The 26,531-nt window shown below is 63.0% G+C and carries 25 protein-coding genes; 9 read left to right on the forward strand and 16 right to left on the reverse strand.

Annotated elements, in window-relative coordinates; all coding sequences use genetic code 11:
* Nucleotides 1-136: 136 nt before the first annotated feature.
* The 7 genes from QQK18_RS25170 to QQK18_RS25200 form a co-directional block, all read right to left on the reverse strand.
* Complete coding sequence (locus QQK18_RS25170) at nt 137-976, reverse strand: MBL fold metallo-hydrolase (RefSeq protein ID WP_348523255.1); 840 nt, start codon at nt 974-976, stop codon at nt 137-139.
* Nucleotides 977-978: 2 nt separating this feature from the next.
* Entirely contained in the window at nt 979-1,758 is a 780-nt protein-coding gene (locus QQK18_RS25175; RefSeq protein ID WP_284343144.1) for a TatD family hydrolase, read from the reverse strand.
* Complete coding sequence (gene metG, locus QQK18_RS25180) at nt 1,758-3,317, reverse strand: methionine--tRNA ligase (protein WP_284343145.1); 1,560 nt, start codon at nt 3,315-3,317, stop codon at nt 1,758-1,760. The genes QQK18_RS25175 and metG overlap by 1 nt, the downstream gene beginning before the upstream one ends.
* The gene (locus tag QQK18_RS25185; RefSeq protein ID WP_284343146.1) at nt 3,314-4,336 is read right to left on the reverse strand and encodes an AAA family ATPase; all 1,023 of its coding nucleotides are present in this window, start codon (nt 4,334-4,336) and stop codon (nt 3,314-3,316) included. The genes metG and QQK18_RS25185 overlap by 4 nt, the downstream gene beginning before the upstream one ends.
* Nucleotides 4,333-5,019, reverse strand: a complete 687-nt coding sequence (tmk, locus tag QQK18_RS25190; protein ID WP_284343147.1) for a dTMP kinase — start codon at nt 5,017-5,019, stop codon at nt 4,333-4,335. The genes QQK18_RS25185 and tmk overlap by 4 nt, the downstream gene beginning before the upstream one ends.
* 178 nt (nt 5,020-5,197) lie before the next feature.
* The gene (locus QQK18_RS25195) at nt 5,198-6,352 is read right to left on the reverse strand and encodes a D-alanyl-D-alanine carboxypeptidase family protein (RefSeq protein ID WP_284343148.1); all 1,155 of its coding nucleotides are present in this window, start codon (nt 6,350-6,352) and stop codon (nt 5,198-5,200) included.
* A gap of 65 nt (nt 6,353-6,417) precedes the next feature.
* Entirely contained in the window at nt 6,418-7,446 is a 1,029-nt protein-coding gene (locus tag QQK18_RS25200) for a septal ring lytic transglycosylase RlpA family protein (protein ID WP_379995051.1), read from the reverse strand.
* 241 nt (nt 7,447-7,687) lie between these two features.
* Here QQK18_RS25200 and metH point away from each other — a divergent pair, with 241 nt between their 5' ends.
* The 3 genes from metH (at nt 7,688) to QQK18_RS25215 (ending at nt 12,329) form a co-directional block, all read left to right on the forward strand.
* Nucleotides 7,688-11,458 (forward strand): methionine synthase, encoded by a 3,771-nt coding sequence (gene metH / locus QQK18_RS25205; protein ID WP_284343149.1) that lies wholly within the window; start codon nt 7,688-7,690, stop codon nt 11,456-11,458.
* Nucleotides 11,455-11,817 (forward strand): hypothetical protein, encoded by a 363-nt coding sequence (locus QQK18_RS25210; protein ID WP_284343150.1) that lies wholly within the window; start codon nt 11,455-11,457, stop codon nt 11,815-11,817. Before metH ends, QQK18_RS25210 begins: the two co-directional genes overlap by 4 nt.
* Nucleotides 11,818-11,945: 128 nt before the next feature.
* Nucleotides 11,946-12,329 (forward strand): VOC family protein, encoded by a 384-nt coding sequence (locus QQK18_RS25215; protein WP_284343151.1) that lies wholly within the window; start codon nt 11,946-11,948, stop codon nt 12,327-12,329.
* Between the two features lie 30 nt (nt 12,330-12,359).
* Here the strand turns inward: QQK18_RS25215 and folD are convergent, their stop codons facing one another.
* Nucleotides 12,360-13,262 (reverse strand): bifunctional methylenetetrahydrofolate dehydrogenase/methenyltetrahydrofolate cyclohydrolase FolD, encoded by a 903-nt coding sequence (gene folD / locus QQK18_RS25220; protein WP_284343152.1) that lies wholly within the window; start codon nt 13,260-13,262, stop codon nt 12,360-12,362.
* 122 nt (nt 13,263-13,384) lie between these two features.
* On the opposite strand from folD, the gene QQK18_RS25225 reads away from it, so the two are divergent.
* From QQK18_RS25225 to QQK18_RS25235, 3 genes are all read left to right on the forward strand, one after another.
* Nucleotides 13,385-13,987: a DUF1176 domain-containing protein gene (locus QQK18_RS25225; RefSeq protein WP_284343153.1), complete on the forward strand. Its 603-nt coding sequence runs from the start codon at nt 13,385-13,387 to the stop codon at nt 13,985-13,987.
* A 16-nt stretch (nt 13,988-14,003) separates the two neighbouring features.
* Nucleotides 14,004-14,435 (forward strand): DUF1801 domain-containing protein, encoded by a 432-nt coding sequence (locus QQK18_RS25230; protein WP_284343154.1) that lies wholly within the window; start codon nt 14,004-14,006, stop codon nt 14,433-14,435.
* Between the two features lie 327 nt (nt 14,436-14,762).
* Complete coding sequence (locus tag QQK18_RS25235) at nt 14,763-16,238, forward strand: AMP nucleosidase (protein WP_284343155.1); 1,476 nt, start codon at nt 14,763-14,765, stop codon at nt 16,236-16,238.
* Here QQK18_RS25235 and QQK18_RS25240 read toward each other — a convergent pair.
* The 3 genes from QQK18_RS25240 to QQK18_RS25250 all read right to left on the reverse strand — a co-directional run bounded on the left by QQK18_RS25240 (nt 16,207) and on the right by QQK18_RS25250 (nt 19,563).
* Nucleotides 16,207-17,208 (reverse strand): NAD(P)-dependent alcohol dehydrogenase, encoded by a 1,002-nt coding sequence (locus QQK18_RS25240; protein ID WP_284343156.1) that lies wholly within the window; start codon nt 17,206-17,208, stop codon nt 16,207-16,209. The two genes, QQK18_RS25235 and QQK18_RS25240, sit on opposite strands and share 32 nt — an antisense overlap.
* A 19-nt stretch (nt 17,209-17,227) precedes the next feature.
* Entirely contained in the window at nt 17,228-18,505 is a 1,278-nt protein-coding gene (eno, locus tag QQK18_RS25245) for a phosphopyruvate hydratase (RefSeq protein ID WP_284343157.1), read from the reverse strand.
* 101 nt (nt 18,506-18,606) lie between these two features.
* Nucleotides 18,607-19,563: an NAD-dependent epimerase/dehydratase family protein gene (locus QQK18_RS25250; RefSeq protein ID WP_284343158.1), complete on the reverse strand. Its 957-nt coding sequence runs from the start codon at nt 19,561-19,563 to the stop codon at nt 18,607-18,609.
* Nucleotides 19,564-19,695: 132 nt separating this feature from the next.
* Between QQK18_RS25250 and QQK18_RS25255 the strand changes: the two genes are divergently transcribed.
* Together QQK18_RS25255 and QQK18_RS25260 are read left to right on the forward strand one after the other, a co-directional pair.
* Nucleotides 19,696-20,127: a VOC family protein gene (locus QQK18_RS25255; protein ID WP_284343159.1), complete on the forward strand. Its 432-nt coding sequence runs from the start codon at nt 19,696-19,698 to the stop codon at nt 20,125-20,127.
* Between the two features lie 78 nt (nt 20,128-20,205).
* Nucleotides 20,206-21,135 (forward strand): ornithine cyclodeaminase family protein, encoded by a 930-nt coding sequence (locus QQK18_RS25260; RefSeq protein WP_284343160.1) that lies wholly within the window; start codon nt 20,206-20,208, stop codon nt 21,133-21,135.
* Nucleotides 21,136-21,137: 2 nt separating this feature from the next.
* On the opposite strand, the gene QQK18_RS25265 is transcribed toward QQK18_RS25260, so the two are convergent.
* Entirely contained in the window at nt 21,138-21,314 is a 177-nt protein-coding gene (locus tag QQK18_RS25265) for a DUF4169 family protein (RefSeq protein WP_284343161.1), read from the reverse strand.
* A gap of 30 nt (nt 21,315-21,344) precedes the next feature.
* Entirely contained in the window at nt 21,345-22,280 is a 936-nt protein-coding gene (locus tag QQK18_RS25270) for a phytanoyl-CoA dioxygenase family protein (RefSeq protein WP_284343162.1), read from the reverse strand.
* Nucleotides 22,281-22,311: 31 nt separating this feature from the next.
* Here QQK18_RS25270 and QQK18_RS25275 point away from each other — a divergent pair, with 31 nt between their 5' ends.
* Complete coding sequence (locus QQK18_RS25275; RefSeq protein WP_284343163.1) at nt 22,312-23,193, forward strand: helix-turn-helix domain-containing protein; 882 nt, start codon at nt 22,312-22,314, stop codon at nt 23,191-23,193.
* A 139-nt stretch (nt 23,194-23,332) separates the two neighbouring features.
* Here QQK18_RS25275 and pyrG read toward each other — a convergent pair whose 3' ends face one another.
* From pyrG to tpiA, 3 genes are all read right to left on the reverse strand, one after another.
* On the reverse strand, nt 23,333-24,961 hold the full coding sequence (pyrG, locus tag QQK18_RS25280) for a CTP synthase (protein ID WP_284343164.1): 1,629 nt from the start codon (nt 24,959-24,961) through the stop codon (nt 23,333-23,335).
* A gap of 108 nt (nt 24,962-25,069) precedes the next feature.
* Complete coding sequence (secG, locus tag QQK18_RS25285; RefSeq protein WP_284343165.1) at nt 25,070-25,561, reverse strand: preprotein translocase subunit SecG; 492 nt, start codon at nt 25,559-25,561, stop codon at nt 25,070-25,072.
* A gap of 115 nt (nt 25,562-25,676) precedes the next feature.
* Nucleotides 25,677-26,432, reverse strand: a complete 756-nt coding sequence (gene tpiA / locus QQK18_RS25290; protein WP_284343166.1) for a triose-phosphate isomerase — start codon at nt 26,430-26,432, stop codon at nt 25,677-25,679.
* Between the last annotated feature and the right edge of the window lie 99 nt (nt 26,433-26,531).

Here is a 26,531-nt window from a genome sequence, read left to right on the forward strand (position 1 = left end):
GCCTCGCCTCGTACACGTATCCAACTCCCAAAGTCATAACGCTTTGCAGGATCGCTCGAAAAGAAGTCACCTCTAGGCCATATGAGCGTCGTCGGCGACTTCCAGCGCACAGGCAGTAACAAGGCGACTGATACAGCTACTGCGCTGCCGCTGTTTCCTCGACGACGACCTCGATCCGCATCCCGTCATAGGCCGGCGTCACATTGGCCGGCGTCGTGGCATCGACCGTCGCGAAATCCATGTCGATATGGAGATTGGTCAGGATCGCCTGGCGCGGCGCGAAGCGTCCGACGAGCTCGAGCGTCTCCGGCAGGCTCAGATGGCTGGGGTGCGGCGTCGGGCGCAAGGCGTCGACCACCCAGACGTCGAGGCCGGTGACGGATTTTGCCGACCGCTCGGGGATGCCGGAGAGATCGCAGGAATAGGCAAAGCCGCCAACGCGGAAGCCGAGCGAGATGATGCCGCCATGTTCCTGCTCGAACGGTTCGACGGTGATGGTACCACCGGGGCCGTCGATGCTGAGGGATTGGCCGGTGCGGATAATATTGGCGTTGAGGATCGGCGGATAGTCGCTTCCTGGCGGCGCGGCAAAGCAATAGCCGAAGGCCTCGCGGATACGCTCGCCCGCCGTCTCGGCGAAATAGACCTCGACCCGCTTGCGTGTATGCAGCGCCAGGACCCGAAGATCGTCGATCCCATGGGTGTGGTCGGCATGCTCATGGGTGTAAAGCACGGCATCGATACGGTCGACGTGGGCATCAAGCAGCTGCTCGCGCAGATCGCAGCCGGTATCGACGAGGATGCGGGTTACTCCGTCGCTGTCTTCACGACGGCCTTCGATCAGCAGTGAGCAGCGCCGGCGCCGGTTGCGGGGGTCGTCGGGATCGCAGGCGCCCCAGATGTTGCCGATACGCGGTACGCCGCCGGACGAGCCGCAGCCCAGGACGGTTGCGGTGATGCGGGTGGCAGCCGGCACGGTCAGGCCAGCCCCGTTTTCGAGAACAGCCGGGCGAAATTGGCGGTCGACTCCCGGGCGAGCGCCTCGAACTCCATGCCGCGGACCTCGGCCAGTCGCTCGGCCGTATGCCTTACGAAAGCTGGCTCGTTTGGTTTTCCGCGGTGTGGCACGGGCGCAAGATAAGGCGCATCCGTCTCGACGAGATAGCGGTCGGCCGGCACGAATTCGGCGACGGCGCGGATCTCCTCGGCGTTCCTGAAGGTGACGATGCCCGAGAACGAGACATAGCCACCCAGGGCCAGCCCCCGCCTCGCGAGGTCGGCGCCCGACGAGAAGCAATGCAGAACGAAGGGGAAAGCCCCCTGCTCCGTTTCCTCCTCGAGTATCCGGGCCATGTCGTCGTCTGCTTCTCGGCTGTGGATAACCAGTGGAAGACCCGTGGCGCGGGCCGCCGCGATGTGGCGGCGGAAACCTTCGGTCTGCGCATCGCGAGGGGAATTGTCGTAGTGGTAATCGAGGCCGGCTTCGCCGATGGCAACGCACTTAGGATGGGCGGAAAGACGGATCAGATCCTCGGACGCGATGTGCAGTTCCTCGTGCGCGTTGTGCGGATGCGTGCCGACCGAGCACCAGACGTTCGCGAAACGTTCCGAGAGCGCGACGTAGGTGGAAAAGTTCTCCACACGTGTGGATATCGTCACCATGCCGGCCACCCCCGCCTCGGCGGCGCGCGCCATCACGCCATCGAGATCGCCGGCCAGCGAATCGAAGTCGAGGTGGCAGTGGCTGTCGATCAGCATCAGGCTTCGTCCGTGCGCTCGAAGCGGGCAAACACCGGCTGCGGGACAGGAAGCTCGGTGCCGGGCGTCAGTGCGCCGGTCTCGTTGGCGAAGGCCAAAAGCCGCCTATCCTCGGGAACGGCCAGAGCGTCAAGGAGTCTGGTGGCCGAGCCGGGCGTGAACGCAAGCATCGGAATGCTCAGGCGGCGAACGAGCTCGGCTGTCACATAGAGGACAGTCGCCATACGCGCCGGATTCGTCTTCTTCAGCGCCCACGGCTCCTCGCCAGCGAAATAGTTGTTGGCTGCGCCGAGGGCCGAGACAATTTCGGCGGCGGCCTCGTGAATGGCCTGTTCGTCCATGGCCTTGACGGCCGCGGCAATCGCGTCGTCGGAAAGTTTGAGGACGGCCTTGTCGCTCTCAGTCGGCTCTCCCGGTTGCGGCACCTTGGCATCGCAGTTCTTGTTGATCATCGAGAGTGAGCGTTGTGCCAGATTGCCGAGGTTGTTGGCGAGATCGGCGTTGGATCGGTTGACCAGCTTGTTGCGGCTATAGTCGCCGTCGTTGCCGAAAGAGACCTCGCGCAGGAAGAAGAAACGCACAGAATCGGCACCGAATTCCTCGACGAGTGCAAACGGATCGATGACGTTGCCGAGCGACTTGCTCATCTTCTGGCCGTCGACAGTCAGGAAACCGTGAGCGAAGACCCGCTGCGGCACCGGCAGCCCGGCGCTCATCAGGAAGGCCGGCCAGTAGACAGTGTGGAAACGGATGATGTCCTTGCCGATGACGTGAAGGTTGGCCGGCCAGTACTTCTGGAACTGCTCGGACGTGTCATCGGGAAAGCCGATGCCCGTGATGTAGTTGGTCAACGCATCGATCCAGACATACATCACATGGCCGGGCGCGCCCGGTACTGGTATGCCCCAGTCGAAGGTCGTCCGGGAAATGGAGAGGTCCTGGAGGCCGCCCCTGACGAACGAGATGACCTCGTTGCGCCTCTCCTTGGGTGCGATGAAATCCGGGTTGTCCTCATAGAGCTTGAGGAGCCGATCCTGATATGCCGAGAGGCGGAAGAAATAGCTGGGCTCGACCACCCATTCGACAGGCGCGCCCGAAGGCGCATACTTCTTGCCGTCCGGCCCCTGGGTCAGCTCGTCCTCGTCGAAATAGGCCTCGTCGCGGACCGAATACCACCCCTCGTATGAGTCCTGGTAAATGTCGCCATTGGCTCCGTGGGAGGCCATGCGCTTCCAGATTTCCTGGCTCGAGGCAAGGTGGCGAGGTTCGATAGTGCGGATGAAATCGTCGTTGGAGACATCGAGCACCTCGGCAAGGCGCTTGAACTCACCGGCATTGCGGTCTGCAAGATCGCGCACCGGCACGCCTTGGGCGGCGGCCGTCTGCAGCATCTTGATGCCGTGCTCGTCCGTGCCCGTCAGAAAGAACACGTCTCGTCCCTCAAGCCGCTTGAAGCGGGCGATGGCGTCGGTCGCGATCATCTCATAGGCGTGCCCGATATGGGGGGCGCCGTTGGGATAGGAGATCGCTGTAGTGACGTAGAAGGGTTTGGCGGTCATTGCTGGGTGGCCGGGGAGGATGTGGCGTGAACGTGTTTTCTGATGGCGTCGAGGAAAGTTACGAGCGTCTGCCTCATATCGAGGTTAAGCGCGTCGGTCTCGGCAAACAGGGCGTCAGCCTTCTCCCATAGCTCGTTCGCGGAGGCAAGGCGCATCCGGTCCGTCTGGACAGCGGCCGATCGTGCCTCGCCGGCCACCCAATCGGTCAGTATTTCGCGGGCAAACGAGAGATCGGGGCTGTCGCGATCCGCTGCCAGCGCATCGGCGAGGGCAAGATGCGCGGCAGCTGGATGCGCGGCGGGCGCGCGCAGCCACGCCTGAAGGGCACCAAGGGGGCTGTCCGCCCCAAGCCCCAGCGCTTCGAAGGCGCGCCGCGGCCGGCCGCCGGCGAGCGAGACGGCTTGGGCGAGTTCGTCGGGTTCGATGTCGGGCCGCTGCGCCTGCAGCACGGCTGACACCTCGGCGTCGGCCAGCGGACGCAACGCGAGGTTATGGCAGCGAGAGCGGATGGTCGGCAGCAACTGGCGCGGTCGGTGTGAAACGAGGAGGAACGTCGTTTCAGGCGGCGGCTCCTCGAGAGTTTTAAGCAAGGCGTTGGCAGCGCTCGGATTGCAATCGTCGATCGCGTCGACAATGGCGATCCGGTGGCCGGACCGCCCGCGTGTCATGTGCAGTTCTTCACGCAGTTCGCGCACGTCCTCGACACGGATGACGGTATAAAAGCCCCTGCCCTCGCGCGGCCTGCGCCGCAGCACCTGAACGTTGGGATGGGCGCCAGCGGCGATCTGTTCGTCAACGCGATGGGCGTCTTCGTCACCCGTAGCAGTGAGTATCTCACGCGTCAGGGTGAAGGCGAGCGTGGCCTTGCCGATTCCTTGCGGTCCGTGAAGCAGAATGGCGCCGGGCAACCGGCCGGCGGCAAGCTGGGCGTTGATGGACGCGCGGGCGGCATGGTGTCCCACTACTCCGACTTGTTGCTCGGGCAGCGCGACGTCGGCGATGGCGTCCGGAACGGTCAAGCCTGGTGCTCGGCGAGTTGCTGGGCGAAGCGGGTGGAAACGATCTGCCAGATGGCCTCTTCGAGTGCACTCTCGGGCTGATCAGCGGAGATGACGACGCAGCGCTCGGGATTGTCGCGGGCAATGGCGAGGAAGTTCTCGCGCAGGCGCCGGTGCCAGACGAGGTCTTCCTTTTCGAAGCGGTCGCCGGTGACGGCGAGGCCGTCTTCGACGGCGCGTGTCTCGACGCGGCGGAAGGCGACGTCCGGGTCCATGTCCAGCACGATCGTCAGGTCGGGCGTGTAGCCATTAAGCGCCAGCTCCTCAAGCGCGCCGATCAGCTTGTCGTCGACTCCACCAGTCAGCCCCTGATAGGCGCGGGTGGAATCGTGGAAGCGGTCGCAAAGGACCCAGCGGCCTGCGGCAAGGTTGGGCGCGATCAACTCATTGACATGGTCGAGGCGGGCCGAGGCGAAAAGCACCGCTTCGGCACCCGCGCCCCAGCTTTCCGAGCGGCCCTGCAAGATGAAGGAGCGGATGGCTTCTGCCTTGGGAGTGCCGCCCGGCTCCCGGGTGCGCACGGCATCTATCCCGGCGCGGTTGAGACGGGCCAGAAGCCGCCTCACCTGGGTCGACTTGCCAACGCCCTCCCCCCCTTCGAAGGTGATAAAGCGGGCGCCGCTGGAATAGCGCGGTTCGGGCATTGGTCTATAGGTTCCTGGGTTTGGACGATGGTCTGCAGATACCACAATATCGATTGTGTGGTAGCGGCAAACAACCCGTCAGAGCGTGATGCGATTTGACAGAGACGGATCGCGCGCTCCGACCTTGATGTCGCGGAACTTACCGCGAGAACCGGTTCCCATTTTCTCGCATCTCGCCTTAGAGCCAACCCAGGGCAAGCTGCTTAATCGCGTCAGTGGCGCGGCGCACGATGCCGCCCTGCTTCACGTCGTCGGCCGCGTAGAGCGGTGCGGCCTGGATGAGTTGCTCATTGCAATAGACACGCAGCTCGGCGACACGCTCGCCGGTGGCGACCGGGGGCAGCAACGGCCCCTGGTAGGTTATGTCGGCGGTCAGGCACCGGCGCGAGCCGCGAGGCAGGTAAAGATCGACCGAACCTTCGCCGATGAGGCCCACACTCCCATCCTCGCCGCCGTAGACGTCGGCATAGCCGATGATCTGACCCGCGGCGAAAGCAGGTATGCGTTCAAAGGCGCGGGTCCCCCAAGTGATGAGTTTCCGGGCCTCCTCGGTGCGCTGGTTCATGCTGTCGAGGCCGTGGACCACGGCGATGAGCCGGCGGCCGCCCTCGTCAGTGGAGACCACCGATCCATAGCCGGCCGCTTCGGTGTGACCGGTTTTGAGGCCGTCGACACCGATCCCCATTTCGACCAGCGAGTTGCGGTTGGACTGCTTGATGTTGTTCCACTCGAACTCGGGCTCGGAGAAGATGTGATAGTATTCGGGGAACTCGCGGATCAGGTAGCGCGCCAGCGTCGCCAGATCGCGGGCAGTTACGTACATGTCTGGATCCGGTAACCCGGTCGAATTGGTGAAATGCGAGCCGGTGAGGCCAATCTCGGCGGCCAGCTCGTTCATCATCAGAGCGAAGGTACTCTCGGTGCCTGCGATACCTTCGGCAAGGATGATGCTGGCATCGTTGCCGGACTGGATGATGACCGAACGCAAAAGGTTCTCGACACTGATCCTGGAGTTGAGCTCGGCGAACATGGTCGACCCACCGGAGGCTGCTCCGCCCCTGCGCCAGGCATTCTCGGAAACGAAGAGCTCAGTGTCGAGCGAAAGGCGCCCGGAACGCAGTTCGTTGAACACCACAGCGATCGTCATGAGCTTGGCCATGCTGGCCGGCTCCATAGGCTCGTCGGCATTCTCCTGAAACAGCACTGTTCCGGACTCGTGGTCCACGAGGAGCGCGTATCTGGCGGCTGTCTCGAACTGCACCTGAGCCACCGCTTGGCCTGACACGCCGAACACGGCAACGAGTATCACCAGCACTTGCGACACGTATCGCATCAACCACCGTCCGGCGGGGAGCATGGTGGCCCTGCCCGCATCACCAACTACCGATAGGGCAGATATTACAGGCTGATGTCATTGAGGCCAAGGCCGCGGGCAAGGCCGAGAACATCGTCGCCGGCAACACCGGGCTTCAGATGTGTCAGCGTCAGACGCGTGGCTGGCGCACCGGCGATCTCCACCTGCTCCTCATCGACGGCGCCAAGAACCGCAAACGCCTCGGCGACGGCAACCGCCCCGTCGGGATTAGCGAAGACGCCGAGAGCAATGCCGACGGCACGGGCATCGGCATCGTAGGCCCGCATCGCCTCGCGCAGCTCGAACGCCTCACCGGCCATCGCATTGACCGCGGCATGGGCGCTGGTGATTGCGGCATCCTGCTCCTCGGGCGTCGTTTGCGCATAGGAGAAGAGATCGTTGATGAAGTTGGTCGTCATGCCGACGAGCGAACGGTCGCCGGCTGAGGCGACGCGCGTCGGGCCGGTCTCCTGATAAGCCGGTCCGGAATAGCTGGCGACGAGCATGCGGGTATCGTCGCCATTGAGCGGCGCCGGCCCGACATATTCAACCTGGACGTCCGTCGAACCGTTGCCGACATACCCCAGCATACTGGCGGCGCGGTAGGAGAGGTCGATGATGCGGCCGGGCATATAGGGCCCCCGGTCGTTGACGCGCACGACAAGCGAGCGGCCGTTGCGCTGGTTGGTTACGCGCACATAGGACGGGAGCGGCAAGGTCGGATGCGCGGCGGTGATGGCATTGGCCGAAAAGATTTCGCCATTGGCGGTGCGGCGGCCGTGGAAGTCGGCTCCGTACCAGGAGGCTTCGCCAGCGGCGGCGTAGTCGGAAGGGTTCTCTTGCGGGTGGTAGGTCTTGCCGCGGACCGTGTACGGTTTGCCAACGAGGTGGCGGCCGCCACCCTTAGGTGGGTTGGGATCGCGCGTAACGCGCGGCGAAACGGCGACGCCATATTCGGACGAAGAAAAGGCGGCGCGCTTGACAGTCGGCCCAAGACCCATACCTGAACAGGCGGTCAGGACCGTTGCGGCCGCGGCCGTCAGGACAACAAGGCGGCAGGTGCGGTAGGACATGCGGTTTGGCAAAGTACGCTCGGATTGAAATGCCAGCAATTTAACTCAATGGCGAAGAACGAGCGCGCATAGAAGCCGCTAGTGGTTGAAAGGTCGTTAAGGGGGCAAAAGTTTGCGTGCCCGGCGGAGGGTTTGGGAACGCTGTCTCGGCTCCGCCCTTGTGGCTAAAGTGATATAAAGATATCTTTATGTGATCCGCCGGAGATGGTGGAGCGAAATTCTGGAAGAAAGACGAATATCCATGAGCACCCACGGCGAGAGCGCACGATACTCGGCAACCGCCCTACCCGATGGGGCGGAGGTGCGTGAGGCAATCACAGCTGCTGCGCGCGAACGCATCCTAATTCTCGACGGCGCCATGGGTACGATGATCCAGCGCTTGAACTTCACCGAAGAGGACTTCCGCAGTGAGCGATTCAAGGACTGGCACCTGCCGTTGCGTGGCAATAATGATCTGCTGATCCTCACCCAGCCTCAGGCCATCGAGGATATCCACTACGCCTATGCCAAGGCGGGGGCCGACATGGTCGAGACCAACACGTTCTCGTGTACCAGCGTCGCGCAGGCCGACTATGGGCTCGAGGACTATATCTACGAACTCAACCTCGAGGGCGCGCGGGTAGCGCGGCGGGCTGTCGAACGGGCAACCGCCGAGGATGGCAAGCGCCGGTTCGTCGCCGGTGCACTCGGGCCAACCAACAAGACGTCGTCCATGTCGACAGACGTCAACAATCCAGGGCACCGCTCGATCACCTTCGATGGACTTGTCGAGGCTTACGGAGAGGCCATCGAAGGGCTGCTCGACGGTGGCGCCGATACGCTTTTGTTCGAGACGATCACCGACACGCTCAATACCAAGGCCGGCATCTTCGCGGCCGAAAAGGTATTCGCCGAGCGGGGCCGCTGGCTGCCGATCATGATCTCGGGCACGATCACCGACCTTTCCGGACGTACGCTTTCGGGGCAGACACCGACGGCTTTCTGGCACTCGGTGCGGCATGCCAAGCCACTGACTATCGGCCTCAACTGTGCGCTCGGCGCCAATGCCATGCGCACACACATCGGAGAGTTGAGCGAGGCGGCCGACACCCTCATCTGCGCCTATCCCAACGCGGGCCTGCCCAACGAGATGGGTCAGTATGACGAAAGCCCGGAATTCATGGCCGAGCAGATCGAGGCTTTCGCGCGTGACGGCTACGTCAATATCGTGGGCGGTTGCTGCGGTTCCACGCCCGATCATATTCAGGCCATCGCCGAAGCTGTCGGGAGGCATGCTCCTCGGCAGGTGCCGCAGGTTGAGACGCGGCTGCGGCTTTCCGGGCTGGAACCCTTCACGCTCACCAACGACATTCCGTTCGTCAACATCGGCGAGCGCACCAACGTGACGGGATCAGCGCGCTTCAGGAAGCTTATCACCGCCGGAGATTACGCTGCCGCTTTGGAAGTTGCGAGAGATCAGGTCAGCAACGGCGCCCAAATCATTGATGTCAATATGGATGAGGGCCTGATCGACAGCCAAAAGGTGATGGTCGAGTTCCTCAACCTGCTGGCTGCCGAGCCCGATATCGCTCGCGTCCCGTTGATGATCGACTCCTCCAAATGGGAGGTGATCGAGGCGGGCCTCAAATGCGTGCAGGGCAAGGCGCTGGTCAACTCGATCTCCATGAAGGAGGGCGAAGAGGCTTTTCTGCACCATGCCCGGCTGGTGAGGTCGTATGGAGCCGCCGTGGTGGTGATGGCCTTCGACGAGGACGGCCAGGCCGACACGCTCGAGCGCAAGGTCGCCATCTGCTCCCGCGCCTATAAGCTCCTGACCGAAGTGGTCGGCTTCCCACCTGAGGACATCATCTTCGATCCCAACGTCTTCGCGGTTGCGACTGGCATCGAGGAGCACAACGGCTACGGCGTCGCCTTCATCGAAGCGACGCGGCAGATCACGGCGACCCTGCCCCACGTCCACATCTCGGGCGGTGTTTCCAACCTCTCGTTCTCGTTCCGTGGTAACGAGCCGGTGCGCGAGGCGATGCACTCGGTGTTTCTCTACCACGCCATCCAGGCTGGCATGGACATGGGTATCGTCAACGCCGGGCAGCTTGCGGTCTACGAGACCATCGATGCGGAATTGCGCGAGGCCTGCGAGGACGTAATCCTCAACCGGCGCGAGGATGGGACGGACCGGCTGCTGGAACTTGCCGAACGCTACAGGGGACAGGCTGGCGGCGAGGCCAAGGCCAAGGATTTGTCATGGCGGCAACTGCCTGTCGGCGAGCGCATCAGTCATGCACTCGTCAATGGCATCACCGAATTCATCGAAGCCGACACCGAGGAAGCGCGTCAGCAGTTCGACCGGCCGCTCCATGTGATCGAGGGCCCGCTGATGGAGGGCATGAACGTCGTCGGTGACCTCTTCGGCTCAGGCAAGATGTTCCTGCCGCAGGTGGTCAAGTCCGCTCGGGTGATGAAGCAGGCGGTTGCTTACCTCCTGCCCTTCATGGAGGCCGAGAAAGAGGCCAATGGCGATACCGGGCGCAAGAGTGCCGGCAAGGTGCTGATGGCGACGGTCAAGGGCGACGTGCACGACATCGGAAAGAACATCGTCGGGGTCGTCCTCGCCTGCAACAATTACGAGATCATCGATCTCGGCGTCATGGTGCCAACCCAGAAGATCCTGGAGACGGCGCGCAATGAGAACGTGGACGTCATCGGTCTTTCCGGCCTCATCACACCCTCCCTCGACGAGATGGTGCATGTGGCTGCCGAGATGGAGCGCGAGGGCTTCGACATCCCGCTGCTGATCGGCGGCGCGACAACCAGCCGCGTACATACGGCGGTCAAGATCCACCCGCGCTACGAGCGCGGCCAAACGGTCTATGTCAACGATGCCAGTCGCGCCGTCGGCGTCGTCTCGAACCTGCTGTCGGAGCAAAAAGACAAGTTCGTTGCCGGTGTGCGGGCCGAGTACGCCAAAGCGGCGGCCGCTCATATGCGAGCCGAAGCCGAGAAGCAGCGCCTGCCGCTTGTCAGGGCGCGCACCAACGCCTTCAAGCCGGATTGGGTGGGCTATACGCCGCCCACGCCGAAGTTCCTCGGCACGCGCGTCTTCGAGAATTTCGATCTCGCCACTCTCGCCCGCTATATCGACTGGACGCCCTTCTTTCAGACGTGGGAGTTGAAAGGCCGATTCCCCGCTATCCTTCAGGATGAGAAGCAGGGTGAGGCGGCGCGCCAGCTCTATGAAGACGCGCAGCGCATGCTGTCGCAGATCATCACCGATAAGTGGTTTCAGCCGCGGGCGGTGATCGGCTTCTGGCCCGCCAACGCTGTTGGCGACGATATCCGGCTTTATGCGAACGAGGCGCGCAAGGACGAGCTCGCTACGCTGTTCACGCTCCGCCAGCAGCTCACCAAGCGGGATGGCAAGGCCAACATGGCGCTCGCCGATTTCGTCGCACCGGCCGAGAGTGGTAAGGCCGATTTTGTCGGTGGATTCGTGGTGACCGCGGGCATCGAGGAAGTGGCCATCGCCGAGCGCTTCGAGCGGGCAAACGACGACTATTCCTCGATCCTCGTCAAGGCATTGGCCGATCGCTTCGCCGAGGCACTGGCCGAATACACGCATGAGCAGGTGCGGAAGGACTATTGGGGTTACGCCGCCGATGAGGCGCTGAGCGCCGACGAGCTCATTCTGGAGAATTATCGGGGCATCCGCCCTGCCCCCGGCTATCCGGCTCAGCCCGACCATACGGAAAAGACCACGCTCTTCGAACTGCTCGATGCCGAGAAGGCCGTCGGTGTGACATTGACCGAAAGCTATGCGATGTGGCCCGGCTCGTCGGTTTCCGGCCTCTACCTGTCGCATCCGGATGCCTACTATTTTGGCGTTGCCAAAGTCGAGCGCGACCAGGTGCTCGACTATGCGGCGCGCAAGGGCATGGCGGTCGAGGACGTCGAACGCTGGCTCGGACCGGTCCTCAACTACATTCCCGGCCCGGCGATCCAGGCGGCTGAATGACCAGCGGCCCGTTCGACATAGGCGGACGCAAGATTCCGGTCACGGTAGTCGGGCCGGGCGGCACGATGTCCCTGCCCGGTCCCGGTGTTGCGGTGCTGCAGCTTGGGCCCGAGGCGGACCATGCACACGGCAATGGCGACTTCTGCCCGGCCTGCGAAGCGCGCACGGACGTGCGGGCGCTGCTCTTCGATCTGCTGGAGGCTGCGCGCCAAGGCCTGCGGCCGCCGTTCGGCGCCGTGCTGCTGGATGCGAGGGCGGTCGGCGATGTGGAGCCAGTCGTTGCGGCGCTTGAAGGACGCATGCCGGCCCGAGCAATGCGCGACCATACCGTGGCTCGGCGATTCAGGCTGGCAGGGTAAGTTCATACGGACGAGTTGACGATCCTCAGGCAGCGGTATTCGATGGGTCGGCTGCTCGGGCAGCGAAGCGCCGGGTTTCGTGACAACGGTCCAGACTGAGTCCGAACCCCCACGTCGGGAGGGGTCGTATGGAAACGATCAGTGTTCGCTATATCGTCGAGGACGCCGCGGAGGCGGCAGGTTTCTATAGAGACATGCTCGGCTTCAACGTGGAGGCGAACCCAGGGCCCGGATTTGCCATGCTTTCGAAGGGCGCACTGAGGTTACTGCTCAACGCAGCCGGGGCCGGAGGAGCGGGCCAGCAGATGCCGGATGGCTCGAGCCCGCAACCCGGGGGCTGGAACCGTATCCAGCTTCAATCCGACGATCTCGAAGCCGAAATCGAGCGGCTGAACGGGCTAGGCGCCAAGTTCAGGAACACCCTCGTCCAAGGCCGGGGCGGCAAGCAAATCCTACTGGAGGATCCCTCCGGCAACCTCATCGAACTCTTCGAGCCGGCACGGCAGCCCTGACGGGGCCGTACGCTTCCTTGGCAACCATGGCTAAACTGTCAGATCGCTTGGCGGCTCCAGTCCGTTGATCAGCGAGGCGCAGGTGACGGTATTGGCCAAGAGGCAGGCGATGGTCATCGGACCGACGCCGCCGGGCACCGGAGTGATCGCGCCGGCGATTTCGACGGCGGCAGCGTAGTCGATGTCGCCGATCAATCGCGTCTTGCCCTCGCCCCTCTCCGGCGCCGGCACGCGGTTGATACCCACGTCGATGACCGTCGCGCCCGGCTTGATCCAGTCGCCCTTGACCATCAGCGGACGGCCGACGGCCGCAACGACGATGTCTGCCCGGCGCACGACCTCGGCGAGGTCGCGGGTGCGCGAATGGGCGATGGTGACGGTGCAGTTTTCGCGCAGCAGCAACTGCGCCATGGGCTTGCCCACGAGGTTGGAGCGGCCGAGGACGACGGCATTCAGCCCTTCCAGCGACCCGAGGTATTCACGCAGCAGCAACAGGCAGCCAAGCGGCGTGCAGGACACCGGGCCCGGCAGGCCGATCTGCACCTTGCCGACATTGGCCGGCGTGAAGCAGTCGACGTCCTTGTCCGGCGAAATGGCGTCGATGACCTTGTTGGGGTCGATATGAGCCGGCACGGGCATTTGCACAAGAATGCCATGCACTTGACTGTCTTCATTCAACTTATGGACGAGTGCGAGGAGCTCTGCCTCCGGCGTCTCTGCAGGCAATTCGTATTTGAACGAGGCCATGCCCACCTCGACGGTCAGCTTGGCCTTGCTTGAAACGTACACCTGGCTGGCCGGATCTTCGCCGACGATGACCACGGCAAGACCCGGAGTAAGTGCATGTTCGGCCTTCAAGCGTGTCACGTGACCGGCAACCCGTCCGCGCAAAGTCTCTGCAAAGCTCTTGCCGTCGATAATGGTCGCCGCCATGGTTGCTCTCCGCTGTCGCCGCTCAATATAGAACAGATAATCTATTGATGGGTCGATATGGAACGAATCGTCCGGCGACACAAGCCCATCGGCCCTCGGGGCCTTCAAATAGGGAAACACAAATGATCCGTCCATGGCTTTGCGCTTTGCCGCTCCTCGGTGCGTTGATTGGCACTCCCTGCGCCGACGAACTCGACAAGCAAGCGGAAAAGGTATTCGCAGCAAGCTATGGCGAACGGTGCACATGGTACGTCGAAGACGAGGAGAGACCGGCGCCGGAGCGTTATAGCTTTTCCTATCCCGGCTACGATGAGCAGACAGACGAGGTTACGGTCTTTCGCTACTTCTGCATGAGCGGGGCCTATAATGTAATCCATGCCTATCTCATTGCCAGGGAACATGACGCCGTCTTGCCTCTGCAGTTCCCTGCGCCGGACTTCGATGCCAAAATGGAGAATGACAGCCTGGAAGCCGCGCTCGATAGCCTGACCGTGACGGGCATGACCGTGGAGCCGGTGCTGGTCAATTCCGAGATCGACGCGGAAACGGGCACGATCAGGAGTTTCAGCCTCTGGCGGGGCCTCGGCGATGCGAGCTCGAGCGGAACCTGGGAACTGGCGGAGGACCATTATGTCCTCACCCACTACGAAGTCGACCCGAGCTATGACTCTGAGATGAATCCGGTGGTGGCGGTGGACTTCCCGTCGCCGCCCGTCACACCGTAGATTGCGGGAGGCGCCGATGGCCGGGCAAAAGACGGTTCCAACATCGACCGACATCGACAGCTTCATCGCCGCCATTCCGGACGAGCGCCGGCGCGCCGATGCGCAAACGCTCGTCGAGCTGATGGGTCGGGTGACCGGTGAACCGCCGATCCTCTGGGGCTCGATGGTCGGATTCGGGCGCTATCACTACAGGTACGCGAGCGGACACGAAGGGGATACCTTCCTCATCGGTTTCGCGCCGCGCAAGAACGAGTTCAGCATCTATCTGAGTTGCCTCGAGGCGTCGGAGAATGAGGAATGTGCCGACTTGTTCGCCCGACTTGGCAAGCACCGCATGGGCAAGGGATGCCTCTACGTCAACAAGATCGCTGATATCGACCTCAACGTACTGCAGGACCTCGTGCGCGTGTCGATCGCGACGATCGAAAGGATGTATCCCAGCAAATAGAAAGGGCCACGTCGCATCTCTGCAGGCGTGGCCCCAAATGGGAAGAGTTTCACCGCGCTGTTGAGGGCTTGGGGGACAAGCGGTGAAAGGAACTTCCCTCATTCACCGGTGCATGGGTCGCTTGCTTGGCCAGTGAACTGCATTCAAGATGGTGCGCGAATACGGCAGGAAAAGAGCCATCACCGAAAGGTGAATGTCATTTTTGCCAGCCGTCGCGGCTTGCCGCCGCCCGTGATTGCTGGCATGCCGGATGCACAAGGCGAAATCCGCGATAATCCCCGCACTTACCGGAGACGAGGGCCGCCAGCCGGCCTCGATGAGACACCGATGACGACCATCAGCCCGCCCCCGCTCGAAAAGAAGTCATTCACAGAACCGGCCGCGGCCTGGGAGTATCTGGCCCATATCTATCACCGCAACACCGCGTTCGTGCGCGATAAGCTCGAAAAGCTCAGCCGGGGCATCGTTCCCGAGGGGCGGGTGCGAGCGTGCTATCCGCAGGTCGAGGTGCGCTCGACGAGTTTCGGCAAGAGCGAGTCTACCCTGCCCTACGGATATCTGCATACTCCCGGCATCTACCGCACGACGGTGACGGCGCCCGAACTCTTCCGCACTTATTACGAGGAGCAGTTCGCCGTTATTCTCAAGAACCACGGCGGCACGATCGACATCGGGGAGTCGCAAACGCCTGTTCCCCTGCACTTCGCGCTGGCCGCCAACGCGCAGATCGACGGTGCGGCACTCGCCGGGCAGGGCCTTCCGTTGCGCGACGTGTTCGATGCTCCCGACCTCACCCATACCGACGACGAGATCGCCAACGGCACGTTCGTGCCGCCCTATGGCGGGCCCTACCCGCTGGCCGCGTTCACCGCGCCGCGCGTCGACTATTCGCTCTACCGGCTCAACCACTATACGGGCACGGAAGCGGAGCACTTCCAGAACTTCGTGATCTTTACCAACTACGCGTTCTATATCGACGAGTTCTGCCGGGTAGCCTACGAGCACATGAAGGCCGGGCACCCGCACTATGACAGCTTCGTCGAGCCCGGCAACTTCGTCACGCTGAACTCCCGGCTGGGCGGCGGCACCGTCGGGGCGCCGGCGGGGCGCACGCCGCAGATGCCTGCCTATCACCTGAAGGCAGGCCGCAGCCGCGGCATCACCATGATCAATATCGGCGTCGGCCCTTCGAACGCCAAGACGATCACCGATCACATCGCGGTATTGAGGCCCCATGCATGGATCATGCTTGGGCACTGCGCGGGCCTCAGGAATTCCCAGGAGCTGGGCGACTACGTGCTGGCGCACGCTTATGTACGTGAGGACCACGTGCTCGATGCAGATCTTCCGCTCTCGGTGCCGATCCCGGCACTCGCCGAGGTGCAGGTGGCACTCGAGGAGGCCGTGCGGGACGTAACCCAGCTCGAGGGGCTCGAGACCAAACGGATCATGCGTACCGGAACGGTAGCGACGTTCGACAACCGCAACTGGGAGCTGCGTGACCAGGTCGAGATCATCCGGCGCCTCTCGCAGTCACGCGCCATCGCGCTCGATATGGAGAGCGCGACGATCGCGGCCAACGGCTTCCGCTTCCGCGTGCCTTACGGCACGCTGCTCTGCGTCTCCGATAAGCCGCTGCATGGGGAATTGAAGCTGCCCGGCATGGCCTCGGATTTTTACCGCACGCAGGTCAACCGGCACTTGCTCATCGGGCTCAAAGCCATGGAGATCCTGCGCGACCAGCCGGCTGAGCGGCTGCATTCGAGGAAGCTCAGGAGCTTTGCCGAGACGGCGTTCCAGTAGCCTCAGGCGTCGGCATGGTGATGACGACCTTGCCGATGGCAAGTCCATCGCCCAGCCGGCGGAGAGCCGCAGCGCCTTCGGCCAGGGGCCAGGTGCTGTCGATGACGGGCTTCAGTTCCCCTTTCACGCACCGGGCGGCGAGGTCGTCGAGGTCGGCAACGGCCGGCTTGTGCATGAGGAGTTCGAGACGCTGGCCGTGCTTGCGGCCGACCATCGAACCGAGTGCGGCGACCTGCAGGAGCGTGCCGATGCTGCCGCCAATGACCACTAGGTGGCCGCCCGGCGTCAAGACACGGGAAAAGGCGAACACCGAGCGGCGGGCCACGACGTCGAGCACGAGATCGTAGCGTTCGCCTTCGGCCGTGAAATCGTCCTCGCGATAGTCGATGAAGCGGTCGGCACCGAGAGCGAGGAGCGTCTCGCGCTTTTCGGCACAGTCGACGGCCGTGACGTGAGCGCCGGCAGCCTTGGCGATCTGGATCGCGAAGGTGCCGACACCGCCTCCGGCACCGTTGAGAAGAACCCGATCGCCAGCTTTCAAGGCGCGTCTCTGCAGACCCTTCAGTGCCAGGAGCCCCGCCTGCGGCAGCGCCGCGGCTTCGGCGAAGCCGAGCGTGTCGGGCTTGAGGGCAAGGGCATCGGCTTTGGCCGCGACGTATTCGGCAAATCCGCCCCAATTGCCTTCGGAAAGGTCGCCGAATACAGCGTCACCGGGCTTCAGCCGCTCGACACCCGTTCCGACAGAAACGACGGTGCCGGCGATGTCGGCGCCGAGCACCTTGCGCGGTGGCTTAAAGGGACTGCCGATGCGGCCGAGTGGCGAGCCGACCATCAGGTCCCAGTCCCAGGAATTGATCGAGGCGGCCACGATGCACACCAGCACTTCGCCGGCTTCCGGCTCGGGGACGGGCACGTCCTCGAGCCGCAGAGTTTCCGGAGGGCCGTAGGCCGTGTAAATGAGCGCCTTCACGGCCCCTCCCCAGCCGTCGTCAACGGCCCTTGACCACTGAGAAGCCTGCGTACCTCGCCGACGAACCCAGCATTTCTTCAATGCGGATCAACTGGTTGTATTTGGCCAGCCGGTCCGAACGCGAGAGCGAGCCGGTCTTGATCTGACCGCAGTTCAGGGCGACGGCCAGGTCGGCGATGGTCGAATCCTCGGTTTCGCCCGAACGGTGCGACATCACCGAGGTATAGCCGGCGCGGTGGGCCGTATCGACGGCGTTCAGGGTCTCCGAGAGCGAACCGATCTGGTTGACCTTGACGAGGATCGAATTGGCCACGCCCATCTTGATGCCGGAGACGAGGCGCTCGGTGTTGGTGACGAAGAGATCGTCGCCGACGAGTTGCACGGTCTTGCCGATAGCGTCGGTCAGGTTCTTCCAGCCTTCCCAGTCATCCTCGGCCATGCCGTCCTCAATCGAGATGATCGGGAAGCGCGAGGCCAGGTCCTCGAGGAAGCGCACGTTCTCGTCCGAGGAGAGTGTCCTGCCCTCGCCTTCCATGACGTACTTGCCCTCCTTGAAGTATTCGGTCGAAGCGCAGTCGAGACCGAGGAAGACGTCCTCACCGGGCCGGTACCCGGCCTTCTCGATGGAGGTCATGATGAAACCGAGCGCATCTTCGGCGGATTTGAGGTTGGGCGCGAATCCGCCCTCGTCGCCAACGGCAGTGTTGTGACCCTTGGCAGCGAGCCCTTTCTTGAGCGTATGGAAGATCTCGGCGCCAATCCGCACGGCGTCGGCGATGCTCTCGGCACCGACGGGCAGGATCATGAATTCCTGCATGTCGATGGGATTGTCGGCGTGCTGGCCGCCATTGATGATGTTCATCATCGGCACCGGCAGGATATGGGCGTTGGGGCCGCCGATATAGCGGTAGAAGGGCAATTCGCTCGATTCGGCGGCCGCCTTGGCGACGGCCAGCGACACGCCGAGAATGGCATTGGCGCCAAGCTTGCCCTTGTTGTGGGTGCCGTCGAGCTCGATGAGCGTCTGGTCAAGCCCAAGCTGATCGAGGGCGTCGAGCCCCTGGATGGTGTCGGCGATCGCAGTGTTGACGTTCTCGACGGCCTTGGTGACGCCCTTGCCGAGATAGAGCTTACCGCCGTCACGCAATTCCACGGCCTCATGCGCGCCGGTCGACGCGCCCGAGGGGACCGCAGCGCGCCCGAAGCTGCCGTCATCGAGCACGACATCGACCTCGACCGTCGGGTTACCCCGGCTGTCAAAGATCTGTCGGCCGGAAACGTGGATGATGGATGACATGAACAAGCCCTTCCCGCTGGATCACCTATGGTTTCGCAGCTTGTCTAGACGTGGTGTGTGACAAGGAAAAGAGGGCGCGGCAAAAAAAGCGGCGCTCACCGTCATTGCGCGACCTGACCATCGGAGATGAGCCAGGTCACCGCCTCCTCGACCGCCTCAAGCGAGGTGTAGCGCGGCTGATAGCCGATGCGTGTGCGAGCTTTGTCGATCGAGCAGTTGGGACTGCGGGCGATGTGATCCCAGGTGGCCCGAGCTTCGTCTGGATCCTGACGTTTGGCCCACTCCTCGAAGGGCTCGAAGACCAGATCGGGCTTTTGTCCGAACCAGGCAGCCATGGCTTCAGCATAGCCGCGCAGGGTCATGGCGGCGGGCGAGACGGCATGGAACGCCTCGCCTATCGAAGCCGCCCAGTTGGAGATGGCGCACATGAAGACCTGTGCCACGTCATCGGCATGGACGTGATGGACCGTCTCCATCCCGAAATTGGGCAGCGCCAGCTGTTCCCCTCGCGCCAGGGTTGTGAAGACCCCGGGATTGAAGTGACCGGCGGGATTGAGCGGCGCCCAGCCCGGGCCGACGATGTGGCCGGGATGGACGATGGTCGCGGGAAAGCCATGGCGACGCGCCTTGGCGAGAAGGAAGCTTTCTATGGCGGCCTTGTGGGTGCCGTATTCGCCGAACGGGTTCTTGGCGATATCCTCGGGCGTCGGCACAACCGTCGCGTGGCCGTGTGTCCAGATCGTTCCGGTATGGAGAAAGTGCTGGACCGACCCGTCCAGTGCTTCCACCAGATGCTGCGCGCTTTTAAGCGTGAAGCAGATCATGTCGATGACGATGTCGGCGTTGAGGTCCTTGATCCGCGAGCCGAACTTTCCTTCCTTCTCCAGTGCGGACCGGTCGAGCACGACGTGCTCCACCTCCGCCCAGGAACTGGCAGGCCTGTAAGGCCGGGAGCTGCCGCGGGTGACCGCCACGACCTCGTGCCCGGCGGTAACGAGCCTCGGCACCAGGTAGGTCCCGATGTGACCGGTCGCTCCGATGACGACAACACGCGCCATGTCATTCTCCTCCAAAGATCAGGTGCACCGAAACTAATGCCGACTCGTAGGCGTGCAAAGCGGCGACTCCAGTCTCGCCAACGCGCCGGATTATCGTTAATACTCGCTGCACAAATCCCGGAGGAGCTGCAAGTGTCCAAACCCCTCGTCAAGCAAATCGCCCATGTCTGCATCTTCGCCCACGACCTCGACGAGACCGAGGCATTCTACCATGACGTCCTGGGAGTCCCCACGGCCTTCACGTTCCTCAGGGGCGAGAAATCGATCGGTTATTACCTCGATTTCGGCGGGCGCAGTTTCATCGAAGTCTTCCAGAAGACCGAATCGAGCTTTGCCGAGAACAACCAGATCAACCATATCTGCATCGAAACCGAAGACCTCGACGCGCTGGTCGCCCATGTGCGCGCCAAAGGCGTCGAGATCACCGACAAGAAGCTCGGCGTCGACGGCACTTGGCAGGCCTGGACCAAGGATCCCAATGGGGTCAAGCTCGAGATCTTCCAATATACCGACAAAAGCCAGCAGTTCGTGCCGCATGGTGGGGAGTGCCAGGTGAACTGGTAGGTGTCGGGTAGGAATTCGCTTTACCTCAATCGCGACTGAGGTCGTAGAAGCGGGGATCGATAGGTCGAGGAGTTCTCGATGACGACGATTCTAACAGACGACGACCTCTTCAGCCCCGCGCTCATGCCGGCGGCGATCGAAGCGGTGGAGTCGGCCTTGAAGGCGCGTGCGGCCGGGAATTTCGTCTCTCCCCCTCGCCATGCCGTCGCGTTCGGCAATCGCGGCGAGCTCCACTTCACCACCGGCGGCAGCCTGGCAGACGCCGGACATGCCGGCTTTCGCGTCTACGACACGTTCGCGGGCGGCGGTACGCACACGCAGATCGTTGCCGTTTGGTCGCTGGGTTCGGCCGAACTTGAATGCATCGTTCTGGGGTCACGGCTGGGAGAAATCCGCACCGGCGCGATCGGCGGGGTCGCCATCCGCCACATGAGCGCACCCGATGCTGAGACCGTCGGGATAATCGGCAGCGGCCGACAGGCCCGCATGCAGCTTGAAGCTGCCGCTGCGGTGAGACGTTTGCGTTCGGTACGCGTGTTCAGCCCGAACCCCGCCAACCGAGAGCGTTTTGCCAAGGAGATGGGCGAGCGGCTGAACCTGTCCATCCAACCAGTTGCCGCGGCCAGGGACGCCGTGGACGACGTCGAAATCGTCATCTGCGCGACGACGAGCCGTAGTCACGTCCTGGAAGCTGGCTGGCTGCGTCCCGATGCCCATGTCTCCACTGTGGGGCCCAAGACGGTCGACGGTCACGAAATCGGACTGGATGTCGCCGAATGGGCCCGCACCATCGCCACCGATTCTCCCGAACAGACCCAGGCCTATCGACCGCAGTTCTTTCTGGATGGATCAAGACACTCGAAGCGCATCGCCGACCTCTCGCGACTGCTCGACGGATCGCTGCGTACACGTTCGTACCGAAATGAATCGACACTTTTCTGCTCGGTTGGCCTCGCCGGCACCGAGGTGCTGGTCGCCGCCGCTCTACTGCCTCTGATCGGCACATAGGCCTACTCGTCGCGCTTGTGCGCCTCGATCCGCTTGTTGGCCAGGGTCTTTTGAGCTTCCTCGCGCTCACGCTCGGCTTTGGTACGGCCGAACCTGACACGGTTCTCGGCGGCCGTTACCTCCTTTTCGGAGCGAGCCTTCTGTTTACGCGCCCGGCGCAGGTTCACGATGTCGGCCATAGAACGTCTCCGGTTTACCGGCAGCATAGCCTAGAGCATGTCGTCGAGCGACCAGTGGTTGGCCCAGCGCGGATCGATCTCATCGCGCACGTTCTGGTAGCGGATATCGCAGGAAAGGCGAACGCGGCCTTCCTCGTCCTCGTTGATGGTGGCGGCGTGGATCATGTACGGGCTGTGTAGGACGACGTCTCCGGCATCGTAGTCAGCAACGAGCCAGCGCGCATCGAAGCGCTCAGCCATGTCGGGCAGGTCCTTGGAGACCCATCCGCCTTCGGTCATGTTCCTGTTGTAGGCGCTGATGCGCTCCTCGGGTGAAAGGTCGGCATTGGCTTCCGAGAATTCGCGCTCCATGTCGACGCCGAGGGCGTGAGACCCTTCCAGATAGACAAGACCGCCCATCTTGCAGGGAATGTCGCCAATAGGAATCCAGGCGGTGACGATGCGGTCCGTGCCACCGCGTAGGTAGACGAGGTCGTAGTGGGCGGGCGTCGAGCCCGGCGAATGCGGGAGCGTGTAGCGCAGAAGCTTGCGCTTGTGGAGGTAGGAGACCCCGTCCAGGAAGGCATCCATAAAGCGAAAGAGCCGCGGTTGTACGCAAAAAGACTCGAAAGCGGCCGAGCGCACGATCTCCATCAGCAGCTTATTGACCGTGTCCCGCCCCGGCGGTTCGGCGGCCGCTATCCCGACTACCGGATCCGTGTCCGGCGCGAGGAGGCCGGCCTCATTGAGGTGGGAAAGCGTTCGGGCGCGGAATGCCAGCACCTCGTCACGATCGAGGACACCCTTGAGCCAGAGGTAGCCGTCGCGACGGTAAGTCGCGAGGAGGTTCTCAAGATCGTCACCGGGATCACTGGGCGTGAGATGGCCAATGCGGATGGGCGCGGTGGAGAGCGCCCTGCCCCCGGCGCGCAGCATCGGCATCGTCAAATGGTTCTGAGTTGCCATCGCATACAACAATTCGATCATGTTTGTAGGTACGCCAATAGGCGAGATCTTCTTGTTGCATTGGGTGGAAGTAAATGGACATAACCGAGAGATGGATTTTTCGCTCAAATCGGGTGAGCCGTTTGCCAGCTATCGGACGCCGGCAGGTCCCGCAGCACTAGCACCGGTCGCGGTGCTGGGTGTCGGGCGGCAGAGGGCAATGAGGCCCGTGGTGCGCCGGCGTCTGTCGAGCTATGCAATGGTCCTGATCGAGAGTGGGAGTGGAACTCTATGGACCGAGGCGACCGGCAAGCTGTCGGTCGAGGCTCCTGCCCTTTTCTGGCTCTTTCCGGAGATCGAGCACACCTATGGGCCGAGCGAGGGCGAGGCGTGGCAGGAGCACTGGGTGCTGTTCGATGGAAACTTGTCGCGGGATGCGTGGCGCTGCGGATATCTGGCGGCCGAAAGGCCGATTGAGCCGCTGCGAGGCGACGCGGTCGCTTTACGGCTGTTCGCGCAGATCATAGAGGCGTTGCTTGCCGACACACAGGAAAGCGACGCGTTGGCGGGCCTTGCTATCCATGAGTTGATCGTCCGGCCGCGCCGACGCACCGCGGTGCGCGGGACCAGCACTGATGTGGCGGAAAAGATCGCCGCGCGTCTGCGGGAAGATATCGCGGGCCAAGTCGATTTCACCCATCTCGCCGGCGCGTTTGGCCTATCGCCGGCTACGCTGCGCCGGCAGTTCTTGGCTCGTTACGGCATGGCGCCCAAGGCCTTCCACCTGCAGCTGAAGCTCGATCAGGCCAAGGAGATGCTGGGGATGACCGATATACCCGTCAGCGAAATCGCCGGCCGGTTGGGCTTCGAGGATGCCTACTACTTCTCCCGGCTGTTCCACGCACGTGAAGGATGCCCGCCGCGTGAGTTCCGGCACAGGCATCGCCGCAGCTAGAGCCTTTCCCGTTCCGATTGAACCGGAGCGGGAGCTCTAAATCTTTGAATTGCCGCGTTTTCGAACCGCAAAAGTGGTGTCCATCCCGGATCAAGTCCGGGACAGGCTTTTGCTGAAAACGCTCCAGAGCGCGCGCTTGCTACACCAACCGGCTTTGCACCACGGCCGCCTCGACGAAGCTGGCAAACAGCGGATGCGGCTCGAAGGGCTTCGATTTCAGCTCCGGGTGGAACTGCACGCCGATGAACCAGGGGTGGTCGGTACGCTCGACGATTTCGGGGAGCCTGCCGTCCGGGGAGACGCCGGAGAACAGCAGCCCGTTCTTTTCCAGGAGCTTGCGGTAGTTCATGTTGACTTCGTAGCGGTGCCTGTGGCGCTCGGAAATGCGAGTGGTGCCATAGATGTCGGCGACGCGGCTGCCCCGCGTCAGTTGAGCGGGATAGGCACCCAAGCGCATGGTGCCGCCGAGGTCGGTCGCCTCGCTGCGCATTTCGGTCTCATTGCCCTTGGTCCACTCGGTCATGATTCCGACGATCGGCTCGCGCGTCGGGCCGAACTCGGTCGATGAGGCGTTCTTGATGCCCGCCGTGTTACGGGCCGCTTCGATGCAGGCCATCTGCATGCCGAAGCAGATGCCGAAATAGGGCACGTTCTTGATGCGGGCGAACCGCGCCGCCTCGATTTTGCCGGCCGAGCCGCGCTCGCCGAAGCCGCCGGGGACGAGGATGCCGTGGATGTGCTCAAGCCATGGCGACGGGTCCTCGCGCTCGAAGATCTCGCTATCGATCCAATTCAGATTGACCTTGACCCGGTTGGCGATGCCGCCATGGGTCAACGCTTCCGAAAGCGACTTATAGGCATCCTTGAGGCCCGTATACTTGCCGACGACGGCGATGTTGACCTCGCCCTCGGGATTGTGCAGGCGCTGCGAGACCTCCTGCCAGGCCGAGAGATCCGGCTCCGGCGCATCGGCAATGCCAAACGCGGCCAGCACCTCTCGATCAAGCCCTTCCTTGTGGTACGCAAGCGGCACGTCGTAGATCGAGGCGACGTCCAGGCCCTGGATAACCGCGCTCTCGCGCACGTTGCAGAAAAGCGAAAGCTTCTTCTTCTCCCCTTCAGGGATTGGCCGGTCGCAGCGCACCAGCAGCACGTCGGGCGCGATGCCGATCGAGCGCAGTTCCTTGACAGAGTGCTGGGTCGGCTTGGTCTTCAACTCGCCCGCGCTCGGGATATAGGGCATCAGCGTCAAATGCACGTAGACGGCATGATTGCGCGGCAGTTCGTTGCCGGTCTGGCGTATGGCCTCGAAGAACGGCAGGCCCTCGATATCGCCGACGGTGCCGCCAATCTCGACGAGAACGAAGTCGTAGTCCTCATTGCCGTCGAGGATGAAGGCCTTGATGGCGTCCGTGACGTGGGGAATGACCTGGACGGTGGCTCCAAGATAGTCGCCACGCCGCTCCTTGGCGAGGATCTCCGAATAGATGCGGCCGGTGGTGACGTTGTCCCTTTTGTTGGCCGAGCGGCCGGTGAAGCGCTCGTAGTGGCCAAGATCGAGATCGGTCTCGGCGCCGTCGTCGGTGACGAACACCTCCCCGTGCTGGGTCGGCGACATGGTGCCCGGATCGACGTTGAGGTACGGGTCGAGCTTGCGCAGCCTGACCTTATAACCGCGCGCCTGCAACACGGCGCCTAGAGCCGCCGAGGCCAAACCTTTTCCCAAAGAGGAGACCACGCCTCCGGTGATGAAAACGTACCGAGCCATGGGCGCTCACCTTACCAAGTCCACGTCGATTCGCCGAGCCTTGAGAGGAACGGCACAAAAGAAGAAGGGGATGTTTCCATCCCCTTTTCCGTTTCGCCTTGCGGCGGGTCAGTTACCCGAGGGCGCAGCGGGCGTTTGAGTGCCGGTCTGGTCGCCGGAGGACGTCTCCTCGGCGGGCTGCTGGGCCGGCGTGTCGGGTACGGCGAGATCGAGCGCGTCGATGTCGGTCGGAGCGGTGGTTTGCTCTGCCGGAGCCTGCTGCGCGGGGGGAGCCGGCAGGTCCGAGGTGCTACCGCCTTGGAGGCTGTCGAGCGCGTCGAGCACGCTGGACGGCGTCTCGCCCTCGGTTGCCCGTTCGAGAATGCCTGATGTTCCCCGGTCGAACTCGTTGAGAACGGTCAGTCCGATGGCGGTGGCGAAAAAAAGCGCCGCCAAAATCGCCGTGGTGCGGGTCAGCAGATTGGCCGAGCCGCGCGCGGTCATGAAACCGCCCCCGCCCCCGCCGATACCGAGCGCACCGCCTTCCGAGCGCTGCAGCAGGATCACCACGATCATCGCCAGAACGATCAACAGATAGGCAACAAGAAGGACGTTCGCCATGCGAGTCTCAAGTCCTCGGAGAATTCAAGAATGCGGCGTCATACACGCCCGCCCAAACAAATACCAGCCGATCGCGCCGCTTTTTTCGAGGGCGACCAGCAGGAGAAGCTCGGAGCTACACCGCCGAAATAATAGTATAGAAGTCATTTGCCAAGAGGCTGGCACCTCCGACAAGGGCACCATTGACGTCATTGATGTCCAAAATCTCGCGCGCGTTGATCGGTTTGACCGATCCGCCGTAGAGGATCCGGATTGTGGCGCCGCGCTCGCCGAACCGGTTGGTCAGGATATGGCGGATGCCGTTGTGCATGGTGGCGATCTCGTCGTAGGTCGGTGTGCGTCCAGTGCCGATGGCCCAGACCGGTTCATAGGCGATGATGATCTCGTGCTGGCCCCCGGCCTCGGGCACGGAACCGGCCAGTTGCGCAGCCACAACGTTCTCGGCTTTGCCGCTGTCGCGCTCGTCCTCGGTCTCGCCAACGCAGATAATGGGCTTCAGGCCCGCACCAATAGCGGCCTCGACCTTGGCGCGCACCATATCGTCCGTCTCGTGGTGGTCGGCGCGTCGCTCGCTATGGCCGACGATCACGTATTGCGCCCCGGCATCGGCGAGCATTCCTGCGCTGATATCGCCGGTATGGGCGCCATGGGCTTCCCAGTGGCAGTCCTGCCCGCCGGTAAGGATGCCGCTCAGGGCGCCCTGGGCGCTGGCCGCCGCGAGCATCGTCGCGGGCGGACAGACGACGACCATCGCGCGGGGCGCCTCTCCGGTGGTCAACAGAACGGCGAGCGCCTGCAGTTCGCTCAAGGACGCCATGGCGCCGTTCATTTTCCAGTTACCGGCAATGAGAGGGGTTATGGTCGTTGTCACTTGCTTTTGCTCCTGCCACTTGCGCCGGGGTGCGGATTGCCCTAACCCGGCTCGATCGTGCGCCTTGCGGCGCTTTGACGTCCCTGTCTAATATCCCGC

The sequence above is a fragment of the Devosia nitrariae genome (assembly GCF_030160115.1).
GTDB lineage: Bacteria > Pseudomonadota > Alphaproteobacteria > Rhizobiales > Devosiaceae > Devosia > Devosia nitrariae.